Origin of the sequence: Janthinobacterium sp. 13 (genome assembly GCF_002749695.1) — a bacterium.
In the GTDB taxonomy this organism is placed as follows: domain Bacteria; phylum Pseudomonadota; class Gammaproteobacteria; order Burkholderiales; family Burkholderiaceae_D; genus Janthinobacterium; species Janthinobacterium kumbetense.
The window spans coordinates 1,428,469-1,442,275 of the sequence record NZ_PEEQ01000001.1; the positions used below are offsets into that span (position 1 = coordinate 1,428,469).

14 protein-coding genes are annotated in these 13,807 nt (G+C 65.0%); 7 read left to right on the top strand and 7 right to left on the bottom strand.

From position 1 onward, the window contains the following. Nucleotides 1-9: 9 nt before the first annotated feature. From CLU94_RS06225 to CLU94_RS06245, 5 genes are all read right to left on the bottom strand, one after another. Entirely contained in the window at nt 10-798 is a 789-nt protein-coding gene (locus tag CLU94_RS06225; protein ID WP_099668185.1) for an ATP-binding cassette domain-containing protein, read from the bottom strand. 10 nt (nt 799-808) lie between these two features. Then, nucleotides 809-1,861 carry a FecCD family ABC transporter permease gene (locus CLU94_RS06230; protein WP_099665008.1) on the bottom strand — a complete coding sequence of 351 codons (1,053 nt, stop codon included), beginning with the start codon at nt 1,859-1,861 and terminating at the stop codon, nt 809-811. Next, nucleotides 1,858-2,796: a heme/hemin ABC transporter substrate-binding protein gene (locus CLU94_RS06235; protein ID WP_099665009.1), complete on the bottom strand. Its 939-nt coding sequence runs from the start codon at nt 2,794-2,796 to the stop codon at nt 1,858-1,860. Before CLU94_RS06235 ends, CLU94_RS06230 begins: the two co-directional genes overlap by 4 nt. Further along, on the bottom strand, nt 2,784-3,881 hold the full coding sequence (locus CLU94_RS06240) for a hemin-degrading factor (RefSeq protein ID WP_099665010.1): 1,098 nt from the start codon (nt 3,879-3,881) through the stop codon (nt 2,784-2,786). The genes CLU94_RS06235 and CLU94_RS06240 overlap by 13 nt, the downstream gene beginning before the upstream one ends. Nucleotides 3,882-4,104: 223 nt before the next feature. Then, the gene (locus tag CLU94_RS06245; RefSeq protein WP_099665011.1) at nt 4,105-5,004 is read right to left on the bottom strand and encodes a DMT family transporter; all 900 of its coding nucleotides are present in this window, start codon (nt 5,002-5,004) and stop codon (nt 4,105-4,107) included. A 303-nt stretch (nt 5,005-5,307) separates the two neighbouring features. Here CLU94_RS06245 and gcvA point away from each other — a divergent pair, with 303 nt between their 5' ends. Together gcvA and CLU94_RS06255 are read left to right on the top strand one after the other, a co-directional pair. Then, a complete protein-coding gene (gcvA, locus tag CLU94_RS06250; RefSeq protein WP_099665012.1) occupies nt 5,308-6,252 on the top strand; it encodes a transcriptional regulator GcvA in 945 nt (314 codons plus the stop codon). Next, nucleotides 6,249-6,596 carry a hypothetical protein gene (locus CLU94_RS06255; protein WP_099665013.1) on the top strand — a complete coding sequence of 116 codons (348 nt, stop codon included), beginning with the start codon at nt 6,249-6,251 and terminating at the stop codon, nt 6,594-6,596. The genes gcvA and CLU94_RS06255 overlap by 4 nt, the downstream gene beginning before the upstream one ends. Here CLU94_RS06255 and orn read toward each other — a convergent pair. Then, nucleotides 6,591-7,187 carry an oligoribonuclease gene (orn, locus tag CLU94_RS06260; protein WP_180278604.1) on the bottom strand — a complete coding sequence of 199 codons (597 nt, stop codon included), beginning with the start codon at nt 7,185-7,187 and terminating at the stop codon, nt 6,591-6,593. The two genes, CLU94_RS06255 and orn, sit on opposite strands and share 6 nt — an antisense overlap. Before the next feature lie 56 nt (nt 7,188-7,243). On the opposite strand from orn, the gene CLU94_RS06265 reads away from it, so the two are divergent. From CLU94_RS06265 to rsgA, 3 genes are read left to right on the top strand one after another with little or no spacing between them, the layout of a single operon-like run. Continuing rightward, nucleotides 7,244-8,524 (top strand): M48 family metallopeptidase, encoded by a 1,281-nt coding sequence (locus CLU94_RS06265; RefSeq protein WP_099665014.1) that lies wholly within the window; start codon nt 7,244-7,246, stop codon nt 8,522-8,524. Further along, on the top strand, nt 8,521-8,886 hold the full coding sequence (locus tag CLU94_RS06270; protein WP_099665015.1) for a 4a-hydroxytetrahydrobiopterin dehydratase: 366 nt from the start codon (nt 8,521-8,523) through the stop codon (nt 8,884-8,886). The genes CLU94_RS06265 and CLU94_RS06270 overlap by 4 nt, the downstream gene beginning before the upstream one ends. Further along, nucleotides 8,883-9,788, top strand: coding sequence for a ribosome small subunit-dependent GTPase A (gene rsgA, locus CLU94_RS06275; protein ID WP_099665016.1), 906 nt, complete (start codon nt 8,883-8,885; stop codon nt 9,786-9,788). The genes CLU94_RS06270 and rsgA overlap by 4 nt, the downstream gene beginning before the upstream one ends. Nucleotides 9,789-9,836: 48 nt before the next feature. Here the strand turns inward: rsgA and CLU94_RS28645 are convergent, their stop codons facing one another. Then, nucleotides 9,837-9,968 carry a hypothetical protein gene (locus tag CLU94_RS28645; protein ID WP_257218698.1) on the bottom strand — a complete coding sequence of 44 codons (132 nt, stop codon included), beginning with the start codon at nt 9,966-9,968 and terminating at the stop codon, nt 9,837-9,839. 102 nt (nt 9,969-10,070) lie between these two features. Between CLU94_RS28645 and CLU94_RS06280 the strand changes: the two genes are divergently transcribed. Next, nucleotides 10,071-10,487, top strand: a complete 417-nt coding sequence (locus tag CLU94_RS06280; protein ID WP_099665017.1) for a hypothetical protein — start codon at nt 10,071-10,073, stop codon at nt 10,485-10,487. Nucleotides 10,488-10,727: 240 nt separating this feature from the next. Beyond that, the gene (locus CLU94_RS06285) at nt 10,728-13,577 is read left to right on the top strand and encodes an ATP-binding protein (protein WP_257218699.1); all 2,850 of its coding nucleotides are present in this window, start codon (nt 10,728-10,730) and stop codon (nt 13,575-13,577) included. Nucleotides 13,578-13,807 lie beyond the last annotated feature (230 nt).

Sequence of the window (13,807 nt, forward strand, 5' to 3'; positions counted from 1 at the left end):
GTAAGTCGCTCAGGCGGCCCTGCGCACGGCGCTTCTGGCAGGGATGACGCACACGTCGCCATCGCTGCTGGTCGCCGTCGTCAGGGCGATGCCGTACAGCGCCGCCAGGGCGGGCACGGCGCCGGCATCGCTGGCGATGTCGGCGACCAGCTGCCCCGAACGCACCAGCAGCAGGCGCTCGAAGCCCAGCAAGGCGTGGTTGATGTCGTGCAGGATGGCGACGACGGCGTGGCCGCGCGCGGCGCAAAACTGCTGCAGGCTGTCGAGCAAATCGAACTGCAGGCCGGGATCGAGCGCCGCCAGCGGTTCGTCGACGAGTATCAAGCCATCGTGTACGTCCCACATCTGCGCAAAGATGCGCGCCAGCTGCACCCGCGCCTGCTCGCCGCCGGACAGGGTGTCCAGGCGGCGGCCCAGCAAATGCGCGGCGTGCGCCAGGGTAGCCGCGTCCTGCACGATCTGCCCCAGCTGCGGGTCGACCAGGCGCGCCACCCGTCCCAGGCCGATCACCAGCTCGCACTGCAATCCGAACGCCACGTTCGAACCTTGCGGCAGGACGGCGCGTCGCCGCGCCAGTTCGGCCAGCGGCCACTGCGCCAGCGGCCGGCCCGCGAACGCCACCTGGCCCACCTGCGGAGGCAGTTCGCGCGCCATCAGTTTGAGCAGGGTCGACTTGCCCGCGCCGCTGGGGCCGAGGATGGCGATGCGCTCGCCCGGCGCTACCTGCAGATTGAAGGGGCCGAAATACTGCTGGCCCAGTTGCGTGGTGGCGAAGGAGAGTTCCAGCAGGGGCGTCATGCGCATCCTTTCAGGCGGTGCCATGGCGGAAGCGCCGCAACAGCATCAGGAAAAATGGCCCGCCCAGCAAGGCCGTGAAAATGCCGACGGGGACTTCCGCCGGAATGGCCACCGTGCGCGCCAGGGTGTCGGCCAACAGCAGCAGCAAGCCGCCCATCAGCATCGCCAGCGGCAGTACCTTGCGCTGGTCCGCGCCCAGCCAGGTGCGCACCAGGTGCGGCGCGATCAGGCCGATGAAGCCGATGCCGCCGCACCAGGCGACGGCAAAACCCGTCAGCACGGCCACCAGCACGATCACCTGCGTGCGCAGCCGGCCTACGTCGATGCCCACGTGCAGGGCCTGCGCCTCGCCCAGCGCCAGCGCATTCAATGAGCGCATCAGGAAGCGCGTGGCCCACAGCGCGCCGGCCAGCACCACCAGCAAGGCCGCCACCTGGCGCCAGCTGCCGGCCGACAGCGAGCCCAATGTCCAGAAAGTCAGGGTGCGCAACTGGTCGTCGCTGGCCAGGTAGATGCACAGGCCCATGACGGCCACCGTGATGGCGTTCAGCGCCACGCCCGTCAGCAGCAGGCCGACGATGGAGCCGGGCGTGGCCCAGCGGGCGACCCGGTCGAGCAGCACGCAAATGAGCATGGCGCCGGCGAACGCGGCGGCCGGCAGCAGCCACACGCGCAGCTCGGGCGCCACGTGCAGGCTGGCGGCAAAGACGATGGTGGCCGCGCCCGCGCAGGCGGCGCCGCTGCTCACGCCCAGCAGGCCCGGATCGGCCAGCGGATTGCGGAACAACCCTTGCGTCAAGCCGCCGGCCAGCGCCAGCGCGGCGCCGATCAGGATGGCAAACAGGGCGCGCGGCAGGCGGATATGCCACAGCACATACGCGCCGCCGGACAGCGCCTCGCCGCCAGCCTGCAAAGGCGCGAGCCAGTCGGCCAGCGCCACCGGCACGGCGCCCGCCTGCACGGCGATGAGCAAGCCGCACGCCAGGGCGGCGGCCAGCAGCCCGCCAGCGCCCCAGCGCGGCCAGCGCCAGGGAGCGACGGACGCCAGGGAGGCCACGTTCATGCGGCCATGGCTTTGGCAAACGCGGCATCGAGTTCGGCCAGCGCCTGCGGCATGCGCGGGCCAAAGCCCAGCAGCAGCATGGCTTCCAGCGAGACGATGCGGTGCTTGCGCCCGGCCGGCGTCTGCGCCAGCCCTGGCAGTTTCAAGATGCCGTCCACGCCGCCCGAGGCCTTCAAGCCCTGGTCCGTGACGAGCACCAGGTCCGGCCGCGCGGCGATCACGGCTTCCGGCGTGAGCGGCTTGTAGCCGGCAAATCCGCCCTGCCCGCCCATCACGTTGACGGCGCCCGCATACGCGAGCATGGCGTCGGCGCCCGTCTCGCGCCCGCCCACCATTACCTGGTTCGGCGCATGGGCGAGGATGAACAGCACGCGCACCGCTGATTGTGCCGGTGATTGGCTGCGCTGGCGCACCTTGCCCAGGGCGCCGTCCCACTGCTGTTGCAAGGCTTGCGCCAGGCGCGCGGCGGGGTCGGCGCGTCCCGTGATCTGGCCCACCTGTTTTACCCGTTCGAGCAAGCCTTCGAATCTGTTATTCGCGTTCAGTACCGCCACCGGCACGCCCGCGTCGCGCACTTGGCGCAGCACCGTTTGCGGCCCCGCCTCCTCGGTGGCGATCAGCTGCGTGGGCGCCAGCGACAGCACGCCCTCGGCCGACAAGGTGCGCGCATAACCGACCTGCGGCAGCTGCTGCGCCACGGCCGGATACAGCGAAGTGGTATCGACGCCCACCAGTTCGCCCTGCGCCTCGAGCGCGTAGACGATTTCCGTCAGGGCGCCACCCACGCTGACGATGCGCCGCGCCTTGACAAGCGGCTTGCCGGCGTCGCTGACGGCGGCCAGCACCTGCATCGGCGCGGCCAGGGCCAGGGCTCCCGCTCCCATTTTTTTCAGCGCGATGCGGCGCGCCACGCTGGCGGCGATCATGCGGCGCATAGTTCGCCCTCCTGCAGCACGCGCTCGACGACGTTGCGCCATTCGCACAGTTCATGCACGCCCGGCTTGCGTTCGCCGAAGAACATGACGATGGTGTCGCCCTTGGCGTCGAACAGTTCCACCGACGTCACCAGCCCGTCGACCGTGGGCTTTTTGACCACCCAGGCGCTGGCGATATGGTCTTCGCGCAAATGCAGGTTGAAGCGCGCATCGAGGACATTGATCCACGGCCCCATCACGGCGATCTTGTGCACGGGCCCCGAATGGATCTGGATCATGCCCGCATTGCCGACGAAGGCCATGATGGCGACTTTTTCGAGGGCGGCGCTGTTGAGCAGGTCGAGCACGCAGGATTTGTCGAGCTGCTGCACGAAGCGCGCCTCGGCCAGGCGCAGGCCTTGCAGGCGCGAGACCGAATATTTTTTCAGCAGGGTGAAAAATTCATGCGTGTCGCGCAAATCGGCCCAGGCGGCGCGCAAGCCGGCCACGTCGATCTGCGCGTCGGGCAGTTCGGCCGGCGGCGCAGCCGGCGCCGTCACGGCGATGCCGGCCGCCTGGTCCGCGTCGGCAAAATGCGCGACCAGCGCGTCATAGGCGGCCAGGTCGCTTTGCGGCTTCATGAAAATCTTGTGCACGGCATGGCCGGCAGCATCGAAAAATTGCAGGCTGCGCTGCACTTCCTTCCCGCCCCCTTTTTCGCTCACTTCGCGCACGGCAAAGCCATGCGCCCACTGGCGGTAAAACACGCGCAAGTCGATGTCGCCACCGAGCACCAGGCCCACGTGGTTGTTGTGACTGGCTTTTCGATAGACACCCGTCTTTTCATGCACGCACGAAGCGTTGCGCGTCAGCGCCATGACTTCGCCCAGCGGTTCCAGCGCGGCGATGATGGCGGGCCAGTCGGCCTGCAGGCGCTCGGCGCCCAGCAAGGCGCCATCGGCCAGCGACAAGCCGGCATGCGCGGCGATCAACTCGCCTTCGGAAATGGCCAGTTCCTCGGCGATGTCGCGGTGGCGGGCTTTTTTCTCGCGGCGCAGGCGGGCAAATTCGCTGGCGACCAGCTCGGTGTTGCAAATAGGGGGCATGCTCGTCACGGTGTCTCCTTTCAAGGCGAACACTGGCTGGCATGGGCTGGCTGGTGGTGGGGGAATCTTGAAGTTAATTATAAATGAGAATCATTCGCAATCAAGGCTTATTTATGTGAAAAAATTACGCGCAAAAAAAAGCGCCGCGACAGGAAACCCGTCGCAGCGCAAAGGAGACCGATCGATACGACTGATCAGTGTTGAGAAAATGTCAGCGTTGAACTCAGGCGCTGGCCTGTACCGCCGGCATGGATGCCGGTTTCGCCGCCGGGCGCTGTGCCAGCAATACCACGGCGGCCAGCACCATGGCGCCGCCCAGCAATTGCGTGCCGCTGACGGATTCCTTCAGCAAGGTCACGCCGAACGCCATCGTGATGACGGGTTCGAACGTGGAAATGATGGATGCCTTGGCCGCGCCGATTTGCGCCACGCCGGCAAAGAAGGCGGCAATCGCGATGGCCGTCGAGAACAGGGCGATGGCGCTGACGGCCAGCCAGCCCGTCGCCGTGCCCGGCAAGGACACGCCTTGCCACAAGGCAATCGCGCTGTTCGACAGGCCTGCCGTGCCCAGGATCACCACGCAAGCGGCCAATGGGTGAATATTCTCGCGGCTTTTCGACAGGCTGTTGCCAAACAGAATGTACACGGCGTACACGCCGGCAGCCATCAAGGCCAGGGCGATGCCGATGGGCTGGCCCTGCAGCTTGCCGCCCAGGGTGATGGCCATGCCGGCAATCGCCAGCGCCATCAGCACCAGCATGCGGCGGTCCAGCTTTTCCCAGCCCAGCGCCAGCGCCAGGATCGTCACCAGCACGGGATACACATACAGCAACATGCCGCACAGGCCGCTGCTGGCATACATGAGGGCATTGAAATAACCTTGCGACTGGGCCGTGTACATCAAGCCCATCAGCATGTAGCCGGCCAGCAGGCGGCCGCGCGGCAAGCGCCAGCCACCCAGCCACACGAGCGGCAGCAACAGCATGGCGGCGATAACGAAACGCAAGGCCAGCATGGTCGACGGGTTGACCCCGGACGCATACGCCGCCTTGGCAAACACTGCGGAACTGCCGAAACCGGCGGCCGACAGCAACACCAGCGCAACAGCGCGGCGATCAGACATGACTAAACCTCTTTGAGTACGCCAGGGCAAACCTGCTGCGCGTCGCGCTTTGCGGCCTGCGATGCTCACCGTACTGAAGTACGGTTGCGCTTCTCAGCCACAAATCACTGCCGCTCGCGACGGTTTTCCCAGGCGTTGTAAATATTAATGCCAAGCAAGGCCGGAAGATGTTCATGCGTGAATCCTATTGTGGGTCACTTCACGCAGTGACGGCATCATATTCGCTTGCGCAAAATGAAACAAACCAATATTCTTCACGGATAGGCCGAATATTACTGAGGCTCAATTCACTTGAAGAGTGCCATGTCACGTCCCTTGCCCCCGCTCGCCGCCCTGCACGCCTTCGAGGCGGCCGCCCGCCATGAAGGTTTCCAGCGCGCGGGCGAAGAATTGCACGTCTCGGCCGGCGCCATCGGCCACCACGTAAAACAGCTGGAAGCGTGGCTGGGCATCGTGCTGTTCCAGCGCATGCCGCGCGGCGTGGTGCTCACCAGCGCCGGGCAGCGCTATGCGGCCTCGCTGGGGCCGATCCTCAACCAGCTGGCCGACGTCTCCGAGCAGGCGCGGCGCCAGGGCGACGACAAGGTGGTGACGGTGACGGCCACCAGTTCGCTCGTCTCGCGCTGGCTGATGCCGCGCCTGGGCCGCCTGCGCGACCGCTATCCGCAGATCGAACTGCGCGTGCTGGCCTCGATGCACCCGGTCGACCTGGCGCGCGATGGCGTGGACGTGGCCATCCGCCTGGGTCCGGGCCGCTATCCGGGCCTGAAAGTCGATTTATTGATGGAAGAATGGTTTTCCGCCGTCTGCAGCCCCGATTTCCGCGCCAACGCGGCCAGCCTGCGCCAGCCCGCCGACCTGCTGCGCTACCCGCTGCTGCACGACGAACCGGAAGTGCACCTGCCCGGCGAAATCGACTGGACGCGCTGGCTGCACAGCTGCGGCGTGCATTACAGCGGCAATAGCGGCAACAGCGGCGCGCGCTTTTCGCACACGTATCTATGCCTGGACGCGGCCGCCAGCGGCCAGGGCGTGGCCATCGCCGCCAGCCCCCTGATCGGCGACGATTTGCGCTCGGGCCGCCTGGTGCGCGTGTTCGAACACGCCGTGCGCGGCCCCCACTGCTATTACTTGCTTCGCTCGCCCCAGGCGGAAACGCGGCCCCTCGTGCACGCGTTCTGCGAATGGCTGATCGCCGAGGCGCGCGCCGACCAGGAAACCGTCTGGCCTACCGTGGAGACAGCATGACGAGCACGGAACTGGCGCGCAGCGCCCGATTTATTGTCCAGCATGAATATGAACACGCCAAGGTGACGGCGGCCGATGGCCGGCAAGCCAGCCTGGGCGAGTTCTATGGCGACCCGGCCGTGGCCTTGATCGATATCAATGAGCAATGGTGCGCCGTGGCGGGCGAAGGATTGGTGCTGTGCCGGCTGGAGCAACCGTTCGGCCAGTGCGCGGCATATTTCCGCGAACCTGGCAAGACAGTGTGGATCACGGGCTTGCGGCAAACGGGACCGTTTGCGCTGGAATGGCAAGGCGAGGATGGCGCTTGGTCCGCCCTCGCCTTTGGAACATGCGAAAAGTTATAACTTGATGAAATTTTCGCGGTAGTACTTCAGCTCTTCGATCGACTCGAGGATATCGGCCAGTGCCGTGTGCTTCTGGTGCTTCTTGAAACCGGTGGCGATTTCCGGCTTCCAGCGCTTGCACAGCTCTTTCAATGTCGATACGTCAACATTGCGATAGTGGAAGAACGCTTCCAGCTTCGGCATGCCGCGCACCATGAAGCGGCGGTCCTGGCCGATGGTGTTGCCGCACATGGGCGACTTGCCAGCTGGCACGTATTTTTTCAGGAACGCGATCAATTCCGCTTCCGCCTGCGCTTCCGTCACGGTCGACGCCTTGACCTTGTCGATCAGGCCCGAGCGGCCGTGCGTGCCCTTGTTCCAGGCATCCATCTTGTTCAGGGTTTCATCCGATTGATGAATCACAAACACGGGGCCTTCGGCCAGCAGGTTCAAGTGCATGTCCGTCACCACCACCGCCACCTCGATGATGCGGTCGGTATCGGGCTCCAGGCCCGTCATTTCCATATCGACCCAGACCAGATTCATCTCATTGGGACGTGCCGGAACAATCGGTGCGGGGGTGGATGCAGTTAAGTCGGTCGCTTGTGACATAATTCTCTCTTGGCCTAATCAAACTAAATAATCAGCCATTTTCTCACAGGCACAGAATGTATTCACTCGCGTTTTCGATTTTGTTTGTATCCGTCCTCGTTTTGACCCTGGCCGTGCGCTTCTGGCTCGCTTCGCGGCAGATTCGCCACGTGCTGGCCCACCGCGCCGCCGTGCCCGCCGAATTTGCGGAAAAGATCCCGCTGGCGGCGCACCATAAGGCGGCCGACTACACGGTGGCGAAGACCAAGTTCGGCTTGCTGACCTTGTTGGTCAACTATGCCGTGCTGATCGGTTTTACCTTGCTGGGCGGCCTGCAATGGCTGGCGCTGCACCTGAATGAATGGATGGGCTCTGGCTCGCCCATGCTGTACCAGATCGGCCTGATCGCCGCCTTTGCCGCCATTTCCGGCCTGATCGACCTGCCCTTCGATTACTACCGCCAGTTCGTGCTGGAGCAGCGCTTCGGCTTCAATACCATGGCGCGCAAGCTGTTCTTCACGGACATGCTCAAGGGCGTGGGCCTGGGCGCCGTCATCGGCCTGCCGCTGATCTGGGTCGTGCTGACCCTGATGGCCAAGTCGGGCGGCCTGTGGTGGCTGTACGCGTGGTTCGTCTGGAGCGGCTTCCAGTTGCTGATGATGGTGCTGTTTCCCACCGTCATCGCCCCCCTGTTCAACAAATTCACGCCGCTGGCCGACGAAGCGCTGAAAAGCCGCATCGAAGGCTTGATGCAGCGCGTCGGCTTCGCCTCGAAAGGCTTGTTCGTCATGGATGGCTCGAAGCGCAGCGCCCATGGCAATGCGTATTTCTCGGGCTTTGGCGCCAACAAGCGCATCGTTTTCTTCGACACCTTGCTGTCGCGCCTGGCGCCGCAGGAAATCGAAGCCGTGCTGGCGCATGAACTGGGCCACTTCAAGCTCAAGCACATCGTCAAGCGCATCGCCATGATGTTCGTCATCTCGCTGGGCTTTTTGGCGCTGCTGGGCTTCCTGAAGACGCAGCCATGGTTTTACGCGGGCCTGGGCGTCGACCCGGTCGCCCTGGCGCTGACGGGCCAGCCGACGGATGCGCTGGCGCTGCTGCTGTTCATGCTGGCCTTGCCCGTCTTCACCTTCCTGCTGGGCCCCTTGACCTCGCTCAGCTCGCACAAGCATGAATTCGAAGCGGACGCCTTTGCCGCCACGCACACGCAGGCGGACGACCTGGTCTCGGCGCTCGTCAAAATGTATGAAGACAATGCGTCGACCCTGACGCCCGACCCGCTGCACTCGGCCTTCTACGATAGCCACCCGCCGGCCAGCGTGCGCATCCGCCACCTGAAAGGGGCTACGACATGAATACGCCATCGACTTCGCAAGACCTGTCGCAACTGTCCTGCACGCCGCGCCAGCAGGCGCTGGGCGACACGGACATTGCCACCCTGCACGCCCTGCTGCCGCAATGGAGCTTGCAAAATGGCAAGCTGTGCCGCGACTTCGGCTTCAAGAATTACTACCAGACCCTGGCGTTCGTGAACGCCCTGGCCTATATGACCCATACGCAAGACCACCATCCGGAGCTCATCATTACTTACAAAACCTGCGCCGTGCGCTACGACACGCACTCGGTCAACCATGGCGCCGGCGGCCTGTCCGAAAACGACTTCATCTGCGCCGCCAAGGCCGACCTCATCTACCAGAGCAGCCAGGTGGCCCCATGAGCGAAGGCAAGTTGACGGGCATCATCATCGCCGCCCACGGCCGCCATTACCTGGCCGACGTGGACGGCGCCAAGCTGCAATGCGTAACGCGCGGCAAGAAAACCAATGTGGCCGTGGGCGACATCGTGCACCTGACGCGCACCTCCAACGACCAGGCCGTCATCGACCGCATCGAGGAACGCAAGACCCTGCTGTACCGCTCGGACCAGTACAAATCGAAGTTGCTGGCCGCCAACCTGACGCAGCTGTTCATCGTCGTGGCGACGGAACCGGGCTTTGCCGACGACCTGATCTCGCGCTCGCTGGTGGCGGCCGACGCGGCCGGCATCGAGGCGCGCATCATCCTCAACAAGACGGACGTGACCGCTTCGCTGGAGCGCGCCCGCGAACGCCTGCTGCCGTATTCATCGATGGGCTATCCCGTCGATGAAGTGTCGGCGCGCGCCGAACCGGAGCACGCGGTGGCCACCCTGGCGCCCCTGCTGGCGGGGCAGTCGTCGATCCTCATCGGCCAGTCGGGCATGGGCAAGTCGTCATTGATCAACCTGCTGGTGCCGGATGCCGACATCGCCGTGCGCGAAATCTCGGCCGCGCTCGACACGGGCAAGCACACGACGACCTTTACGCGCCTGTACAAGCTCGACGAACTGGGCGCAAACAGTTCCATCATCGATTCGCCCGGCTTCCAGGAGTTCGGCCTGTACCACTTGTCCGAGGGCATGCTGGAGCGGGCCTTCCGCGAATTCCAGCCTTACCTGGGCGGTTGCAAGTTCTATAACTGCCGCCACCTGATCGAACCGCAATGCGCTATCCTGCAAGCATTGTCTGAAGGCAAGATCGCCAAGATGCGCCATACCCTGTATGGCCAGCTGCTGCACGAATCGGCGCAAACGCTGTATTGATCGCGCCTGGCGCCCGTCGTCGAGACGGGCGCCAAACCGATAAAAAGTTTACCACCACGAATTAAACAGAATTAAATTCTGCCGCAGAGCCTGCTTTCTCCCATTCATTCCAAAACCATCCATCGCCTGATTTCGCGTTTCAGCGCCGGATTCCGGCGTTTCATCGCTTTGCGCTGGCATGGTCCCCCTCCGCTTGCTACCTTGGCATTGTCCCCGCCAGCGAACCTGCTGGAGACAACATTGGTCTAACTCCAACCAGCATCTCGATCACAAGGTGAAATCATGAAAGCATCGTTCTCGCGTACCCTCGCCCTCGGTAGCGCCGCCCTCGTCCTCGGCCTGTCTTGCCTCAGCGCCAGTGCGCTGGAAATCGGCGAACAGGACAAGGTCCAGGTTTCCGGCAAGGTGTATAAACTGGCGCCGCAGGAATTCAGCCAGTACGGCAACAGCTACCAGCTCGACACGGGCGATACCTTGCTGCTGCGCCAGCAAGTCAACCGCTATTTCACGCAAATCAAGGGGCAGCCCGAAGTGGAGCTGTTCGGCCGCGCACCGGGCGTCTTTGAAACGGCCAGCGGCACCCACATGGAATTTCGCAACGATGGCGACGTCATCGCCATTACCGGGCTGAACAATATTCCGGGCGCCGTCGCCAAGGCTGGCGAAACGGCCAGCACCGTGCACTTCGCCGGCCGCTAGCACAGGCGGCACGGCACAGCACGGCAAACGGCCGGCAAGCCGTGCCAGGCTGTCCACGTGCATCAGCCGGCAGGGGCTGGTGCACGCCCCGCCTGCTTTGCGCAGCCTGAAAGGGCGCGCGTAAAAAAATACTGTCGAGTCGACCAAACAACTGCATCCGATGCAGCTTACAATGCGATCCAATAAGGTGTCACTGGCCGCTGGCCAACACCATCGCCTTGCGGGAGATTTCGGATGGAAATGTTCGCACTCGAACATGACATTGCACAGTGGGAAGATACACTGCGGCCATTGCGCGCCCTGGAGCGCCTGCCCTTGCTGATGCTGCTGGCATGGCATTTGCGCCAGCGCAACTGTGCCCAGGCGCTGCACCATGCGGCCGAAGCGGCAGCCTTGCTGCCCCAGGCGCAGTTGCCGCCCCCCGCCCTGGCGCTCGCGCAGGCACGTTTGCAACTGGTGCAGGCGGAAGTGGCTTGGCTGCAAGGTGCGCTCGATGCGGCCGAAAGCCTGGCCATGGCCACGCACGCCATCCTGTGCGCGCACGGCGACGGCGCCGGCTGCGCCGATGCCCACTGGCTGCTGTCCTCGATTGCCGTCGACCGGGGCGACCATGCCCGCTGCGATGCCGAACTGCTGGCCGCTGCCGAGCAGGCGCGCAGCGCCGGCGATACGATGCGCGCCAGCCTGGCCGACGCGGCCGCGGCGCGCTGGGCCGTGCTGCGCGATGCGCCAGCCGCACAGGCGCGCTGGGGCAGCCATTTCCAGGCCGACAGCGCCAGCGGCAAGCTGCCCGCGCCGCTGGCCGCCTGGGTGCATGACTTCCGCGGCTTGCTGGCGCACACCTCGCGCGACCTGGGCACGGCCGCCGGCCACTACATGCAAAGCTACGAGGCGGCGCTGGAAAGCGGCCAGCTGCGCGGCGCCATCACGGCCGCCATCAATATCGGCGACTGTTTCGCCAGCCTCAACGACAACGAATCGGCCCTGGAGTGGATGCAGTGCGCACTGGATCTGGCGCGCCCCACCGGCTGGCCGCGCAGCATCGGCGCTTGCCAGACGCATACGGCCGAAACCATGCGCAAGCTGGGCCGCCTGGCCGCGGCCGAAGACTTGCTGCGCCAGGCGCTGCTCATCCTGGCGCCCGTGGCTGGCGCGCGCACCTATGCCAACGCCCTGTTCCACCTGGGCGAACTGAGCCTGGACAAGGGCGACTACGACACGGCGCTCGACGCCTTCAGCCGGCTGGCGCAGCGCGCCGAAGCGCTGGGCCAGGCCGATTTCCGCAGCATGGCCCAGCGCGGCAGCGCCCACGCGCTATCCTACCTGGACCGCCCGGACGAGGCGCTGCAGGCGGCCGAGCGGGCTTGCCAGCTGGCCACCGCGCAGGGCGACGCCATGCACCAGGTGGCGGCGCTGCGCGTCTTGTCGATGTTGCATGCGCGCCATGAGTTGCCGCCGCCCGCAGACATGCTGGAACGCAATCCCGCCCTGCATTTCCTGCACCAGGCGCTGCAGGTAGCCGCCTCCATCGACGGCTATTCGCCGCCCGGCGAACTGCTCGATGCGCTGGCGCGCGAATACGCGCATGCGGGCGACTATGCGCGCGCCTACGATATCGCCCTCGATGCGGGCATGGCGCGCGAAAAAAGCCATACCCAGCAAGCGAGCAACCGCGCCACCGCCATGCAGGTCTACCACCAGACGGAACATGCGCGCTCGGAAGGCTATCACCACCGCGAACTGGCCGCTTCCGAAGCGCGCCGCGCCGAAGTGCTGCAACAGACCAGCGACACCCTGGAACGGCTGTCGGCCATCGGCCAGGAAATCACCACCCACCTCGACGCCAGCGCCGTGTTCCAGGTGCTCGACCGCCACGTGCATGCCTTGCTGCCAGTCAACACCTTCGCCGTCTACATGCTCGACGCCGCAGGCACGGCGCTGCGCCGCGCGCATGGCATGGAAGCGGGCCGGCCCCTGTCCGACAACGCCATTCCACTGAGCAATCCACGCGCCTACTCCGTGCGCTGCCTGCTGGGCCGACGCGAAGTGTATATCGACCAGGTGCCGCCGCGCCGCCACGCCTACACGGTGCCCGGCACGCTGCATAACCAGAGCGTGCTGTACGTGCCGCTGATGGTGGGCGAGCGCGTGCTGGGCGTGATGACGGTGCAGGCTTGCCACGCCAACGCATATGGCGAACGCGAGCGGCTGATCTTCCGCACCCTGTGCGCGTATGGCGCCATCGCGCTCGACAACGCCAGCGCCTACCGGCAATTGCAAGATGCCCAGGCGCAACTGGTATCGCAGGAAAAACTGGCCGCCCTCGGTTCGCTGATGGCCGGCGTGGCGCATGAACTGAATACCCCGATCGGCAATAGTCTGTTGATCGCCAGCACCATGCAGCAAAAGACGGAAGACGTGGAACGCCTGATGAACGGTCCCGGCCTGCGCCGCTCGGACCTGGCCGCCTTCATCGACGATGCGGGCAAGGCGTCGGCGCTGGTGATGCGCGGCCTGCGCAGCGCGGCCGACCTGGTCAACAGCTTCAAGCAGGTGGCCGTCGACCGCACCACCGAGCAGCGGCGCCGCTTTGACTTGCAACAAGTCAGCAATGAAATCATCGCCACCGTCATGAACCGCATCCGCAGTTCGGGCCACCGCATCGAAATGGAAATAGCCTTCGGCATCGCCATGGACAGCTATCCCGGCCCGTTCGGCCAGGTGATCACCAATCTGATCAACAATGCCCTGCTGCACGCCTTCGCCCCCGCGCCCAACGATGGCGGCGTCGGCACGGGCTGCATGCGCCTGTCCGCCACGGCGGACGCGACGCGCGTGCGGATCGTCTTCGAAGACAATGGCGGCGGCATCGCGGAACAGCATTTGTCGCGCATCTTCGACCCCTTCTTTACTACCAAGCTGGGCCAGGGCGGCAGCGGCCTCGGTTTGTCGATCAGCTACAACATCGTCACGGCCCTGCTGGGCGGCACCATCCAGGTGGCCAGCAGCCCCGCCGGCACGCGCTTCACCCTGGACTTGCCGCTGGTGGCGCCCCAGCTGGACGGCGCCGCGCCCGCCAGCATCTATTAATCCACCGCCCCGTTGCCCGGGCGCAGGCTTGCCTATACAAGTACGCGCCCGGGCAGTCTTTCCAATCTAAAAGCAAAACCCTTATAATTGAACGGCTGAAGTACTTGCCATTGCATTATTTTCAACTTGGCAAACCGCATCGTACCGCGCGACAGGCGTCGCGCTGGCACCGATCAACACAGCAGCGCGCCGGGCGAGGCAGTCATCAGACGAGATGTTGTACGCTGATG

Bases quoted from the DNA above. Each gene is read 5' to 3' on its own strand.
- CLU94_RS06225 (WP_099668185.1), bottom strand. From the start codon at position 798: ATGACGCCCCTGCTGGAACTCTCCTTCGCCACCACGCAACTGGGCCAG.
- CLU94_RS06230 (WP_099665008.1), bottom strand. From the start codon at position 1,861: ATGAACGTGGCCTCCCTGGCGTCCGTCGCTCCCTGGCGCTGGCCGCGC.
- CLU94_RS06235 (WP_099665009.1), bottom strand. From the start codon at position 2,796: ATGCGCCGCATGATCGCCGCCAGCGTGGCGCGCCGCATCGCGCTGAAA.
- CLU94_RS06240 (WP_099665010.1), bottom strand. From the start codon at position 3,881: ATGCCCCCTATTTGCAACACCGAGCTGGTCGCCAGCGAATTTGCCCGC.
- CLU94_RS06245 (WP_099665011.1), bottom strand. From the start codon at position 5,004: ATGTCTGATCGCCGCGCTGTTGCGCTGGTGTTGCTGTCGGCCGCCGGT.
- gcvA (WP_099665012.1), top strand. From the start codon at position 5,308: ATGTCACGTCCCTTGCCCCCGCTCGCCGCCCTGCACGCCTTCGAGGCG.
- CLU94_RS06255 (WP_099665013.1), top strand. From the start codon at position 6,249: ATGACGAGCACGGAACTGGCGCGCAGCGCCCGATTTATTGTCCAGCAT.
- orn (WP_180278604.1), bottom strand. From the start codon at position 7,187: ATGTCACAAGCGACCGACTTAACTGCATCCACCCCCGCACCGATTGTT.
- CLU94_RS06265 (WP_099665014.1), top strand. From the start codon at position 7,244: ATGTATTCACTCGCGTTTTCGATTTTGTTTGTATCCGTCCTCGTTTTG.
- CLU94_RS06270 (WP_099665015.1), top strand. From the start codon at position 8,521: ATGAATACGCCATCGACTTCGCAAGACCTGTCGCAACTGTCCTGCACG.
- rsgA (WP_099665016.1), top strand. From the start codon at position 8,883: ATGAGCGAAGGCAAGTTGACGGGCATCATCATCGCCGCCCACGGCCGC.
- CLU94_RS28645 (WP_257218698.1), bottom strand. From the start codon at position 9,968: ATGCCAGCGCAAAGCGATGAAACGCCGGAATCCGGCGCTGAAACGCGA.
- CLU94_RS06280 (WP_099665017.1), top strand. From the start codon at position 10,071: ATGAAAGCATCGTTCTCGCGTACCCTCGCCCTCGGTAGCGCCGCCCTC.
- CLU94_RS06285 (WP_257218699.1), top strand. From the start codon at position 10,728: ATGTTCGCACTCGAACATGACATTGCACAGTGGGAAGATACACTGCGG.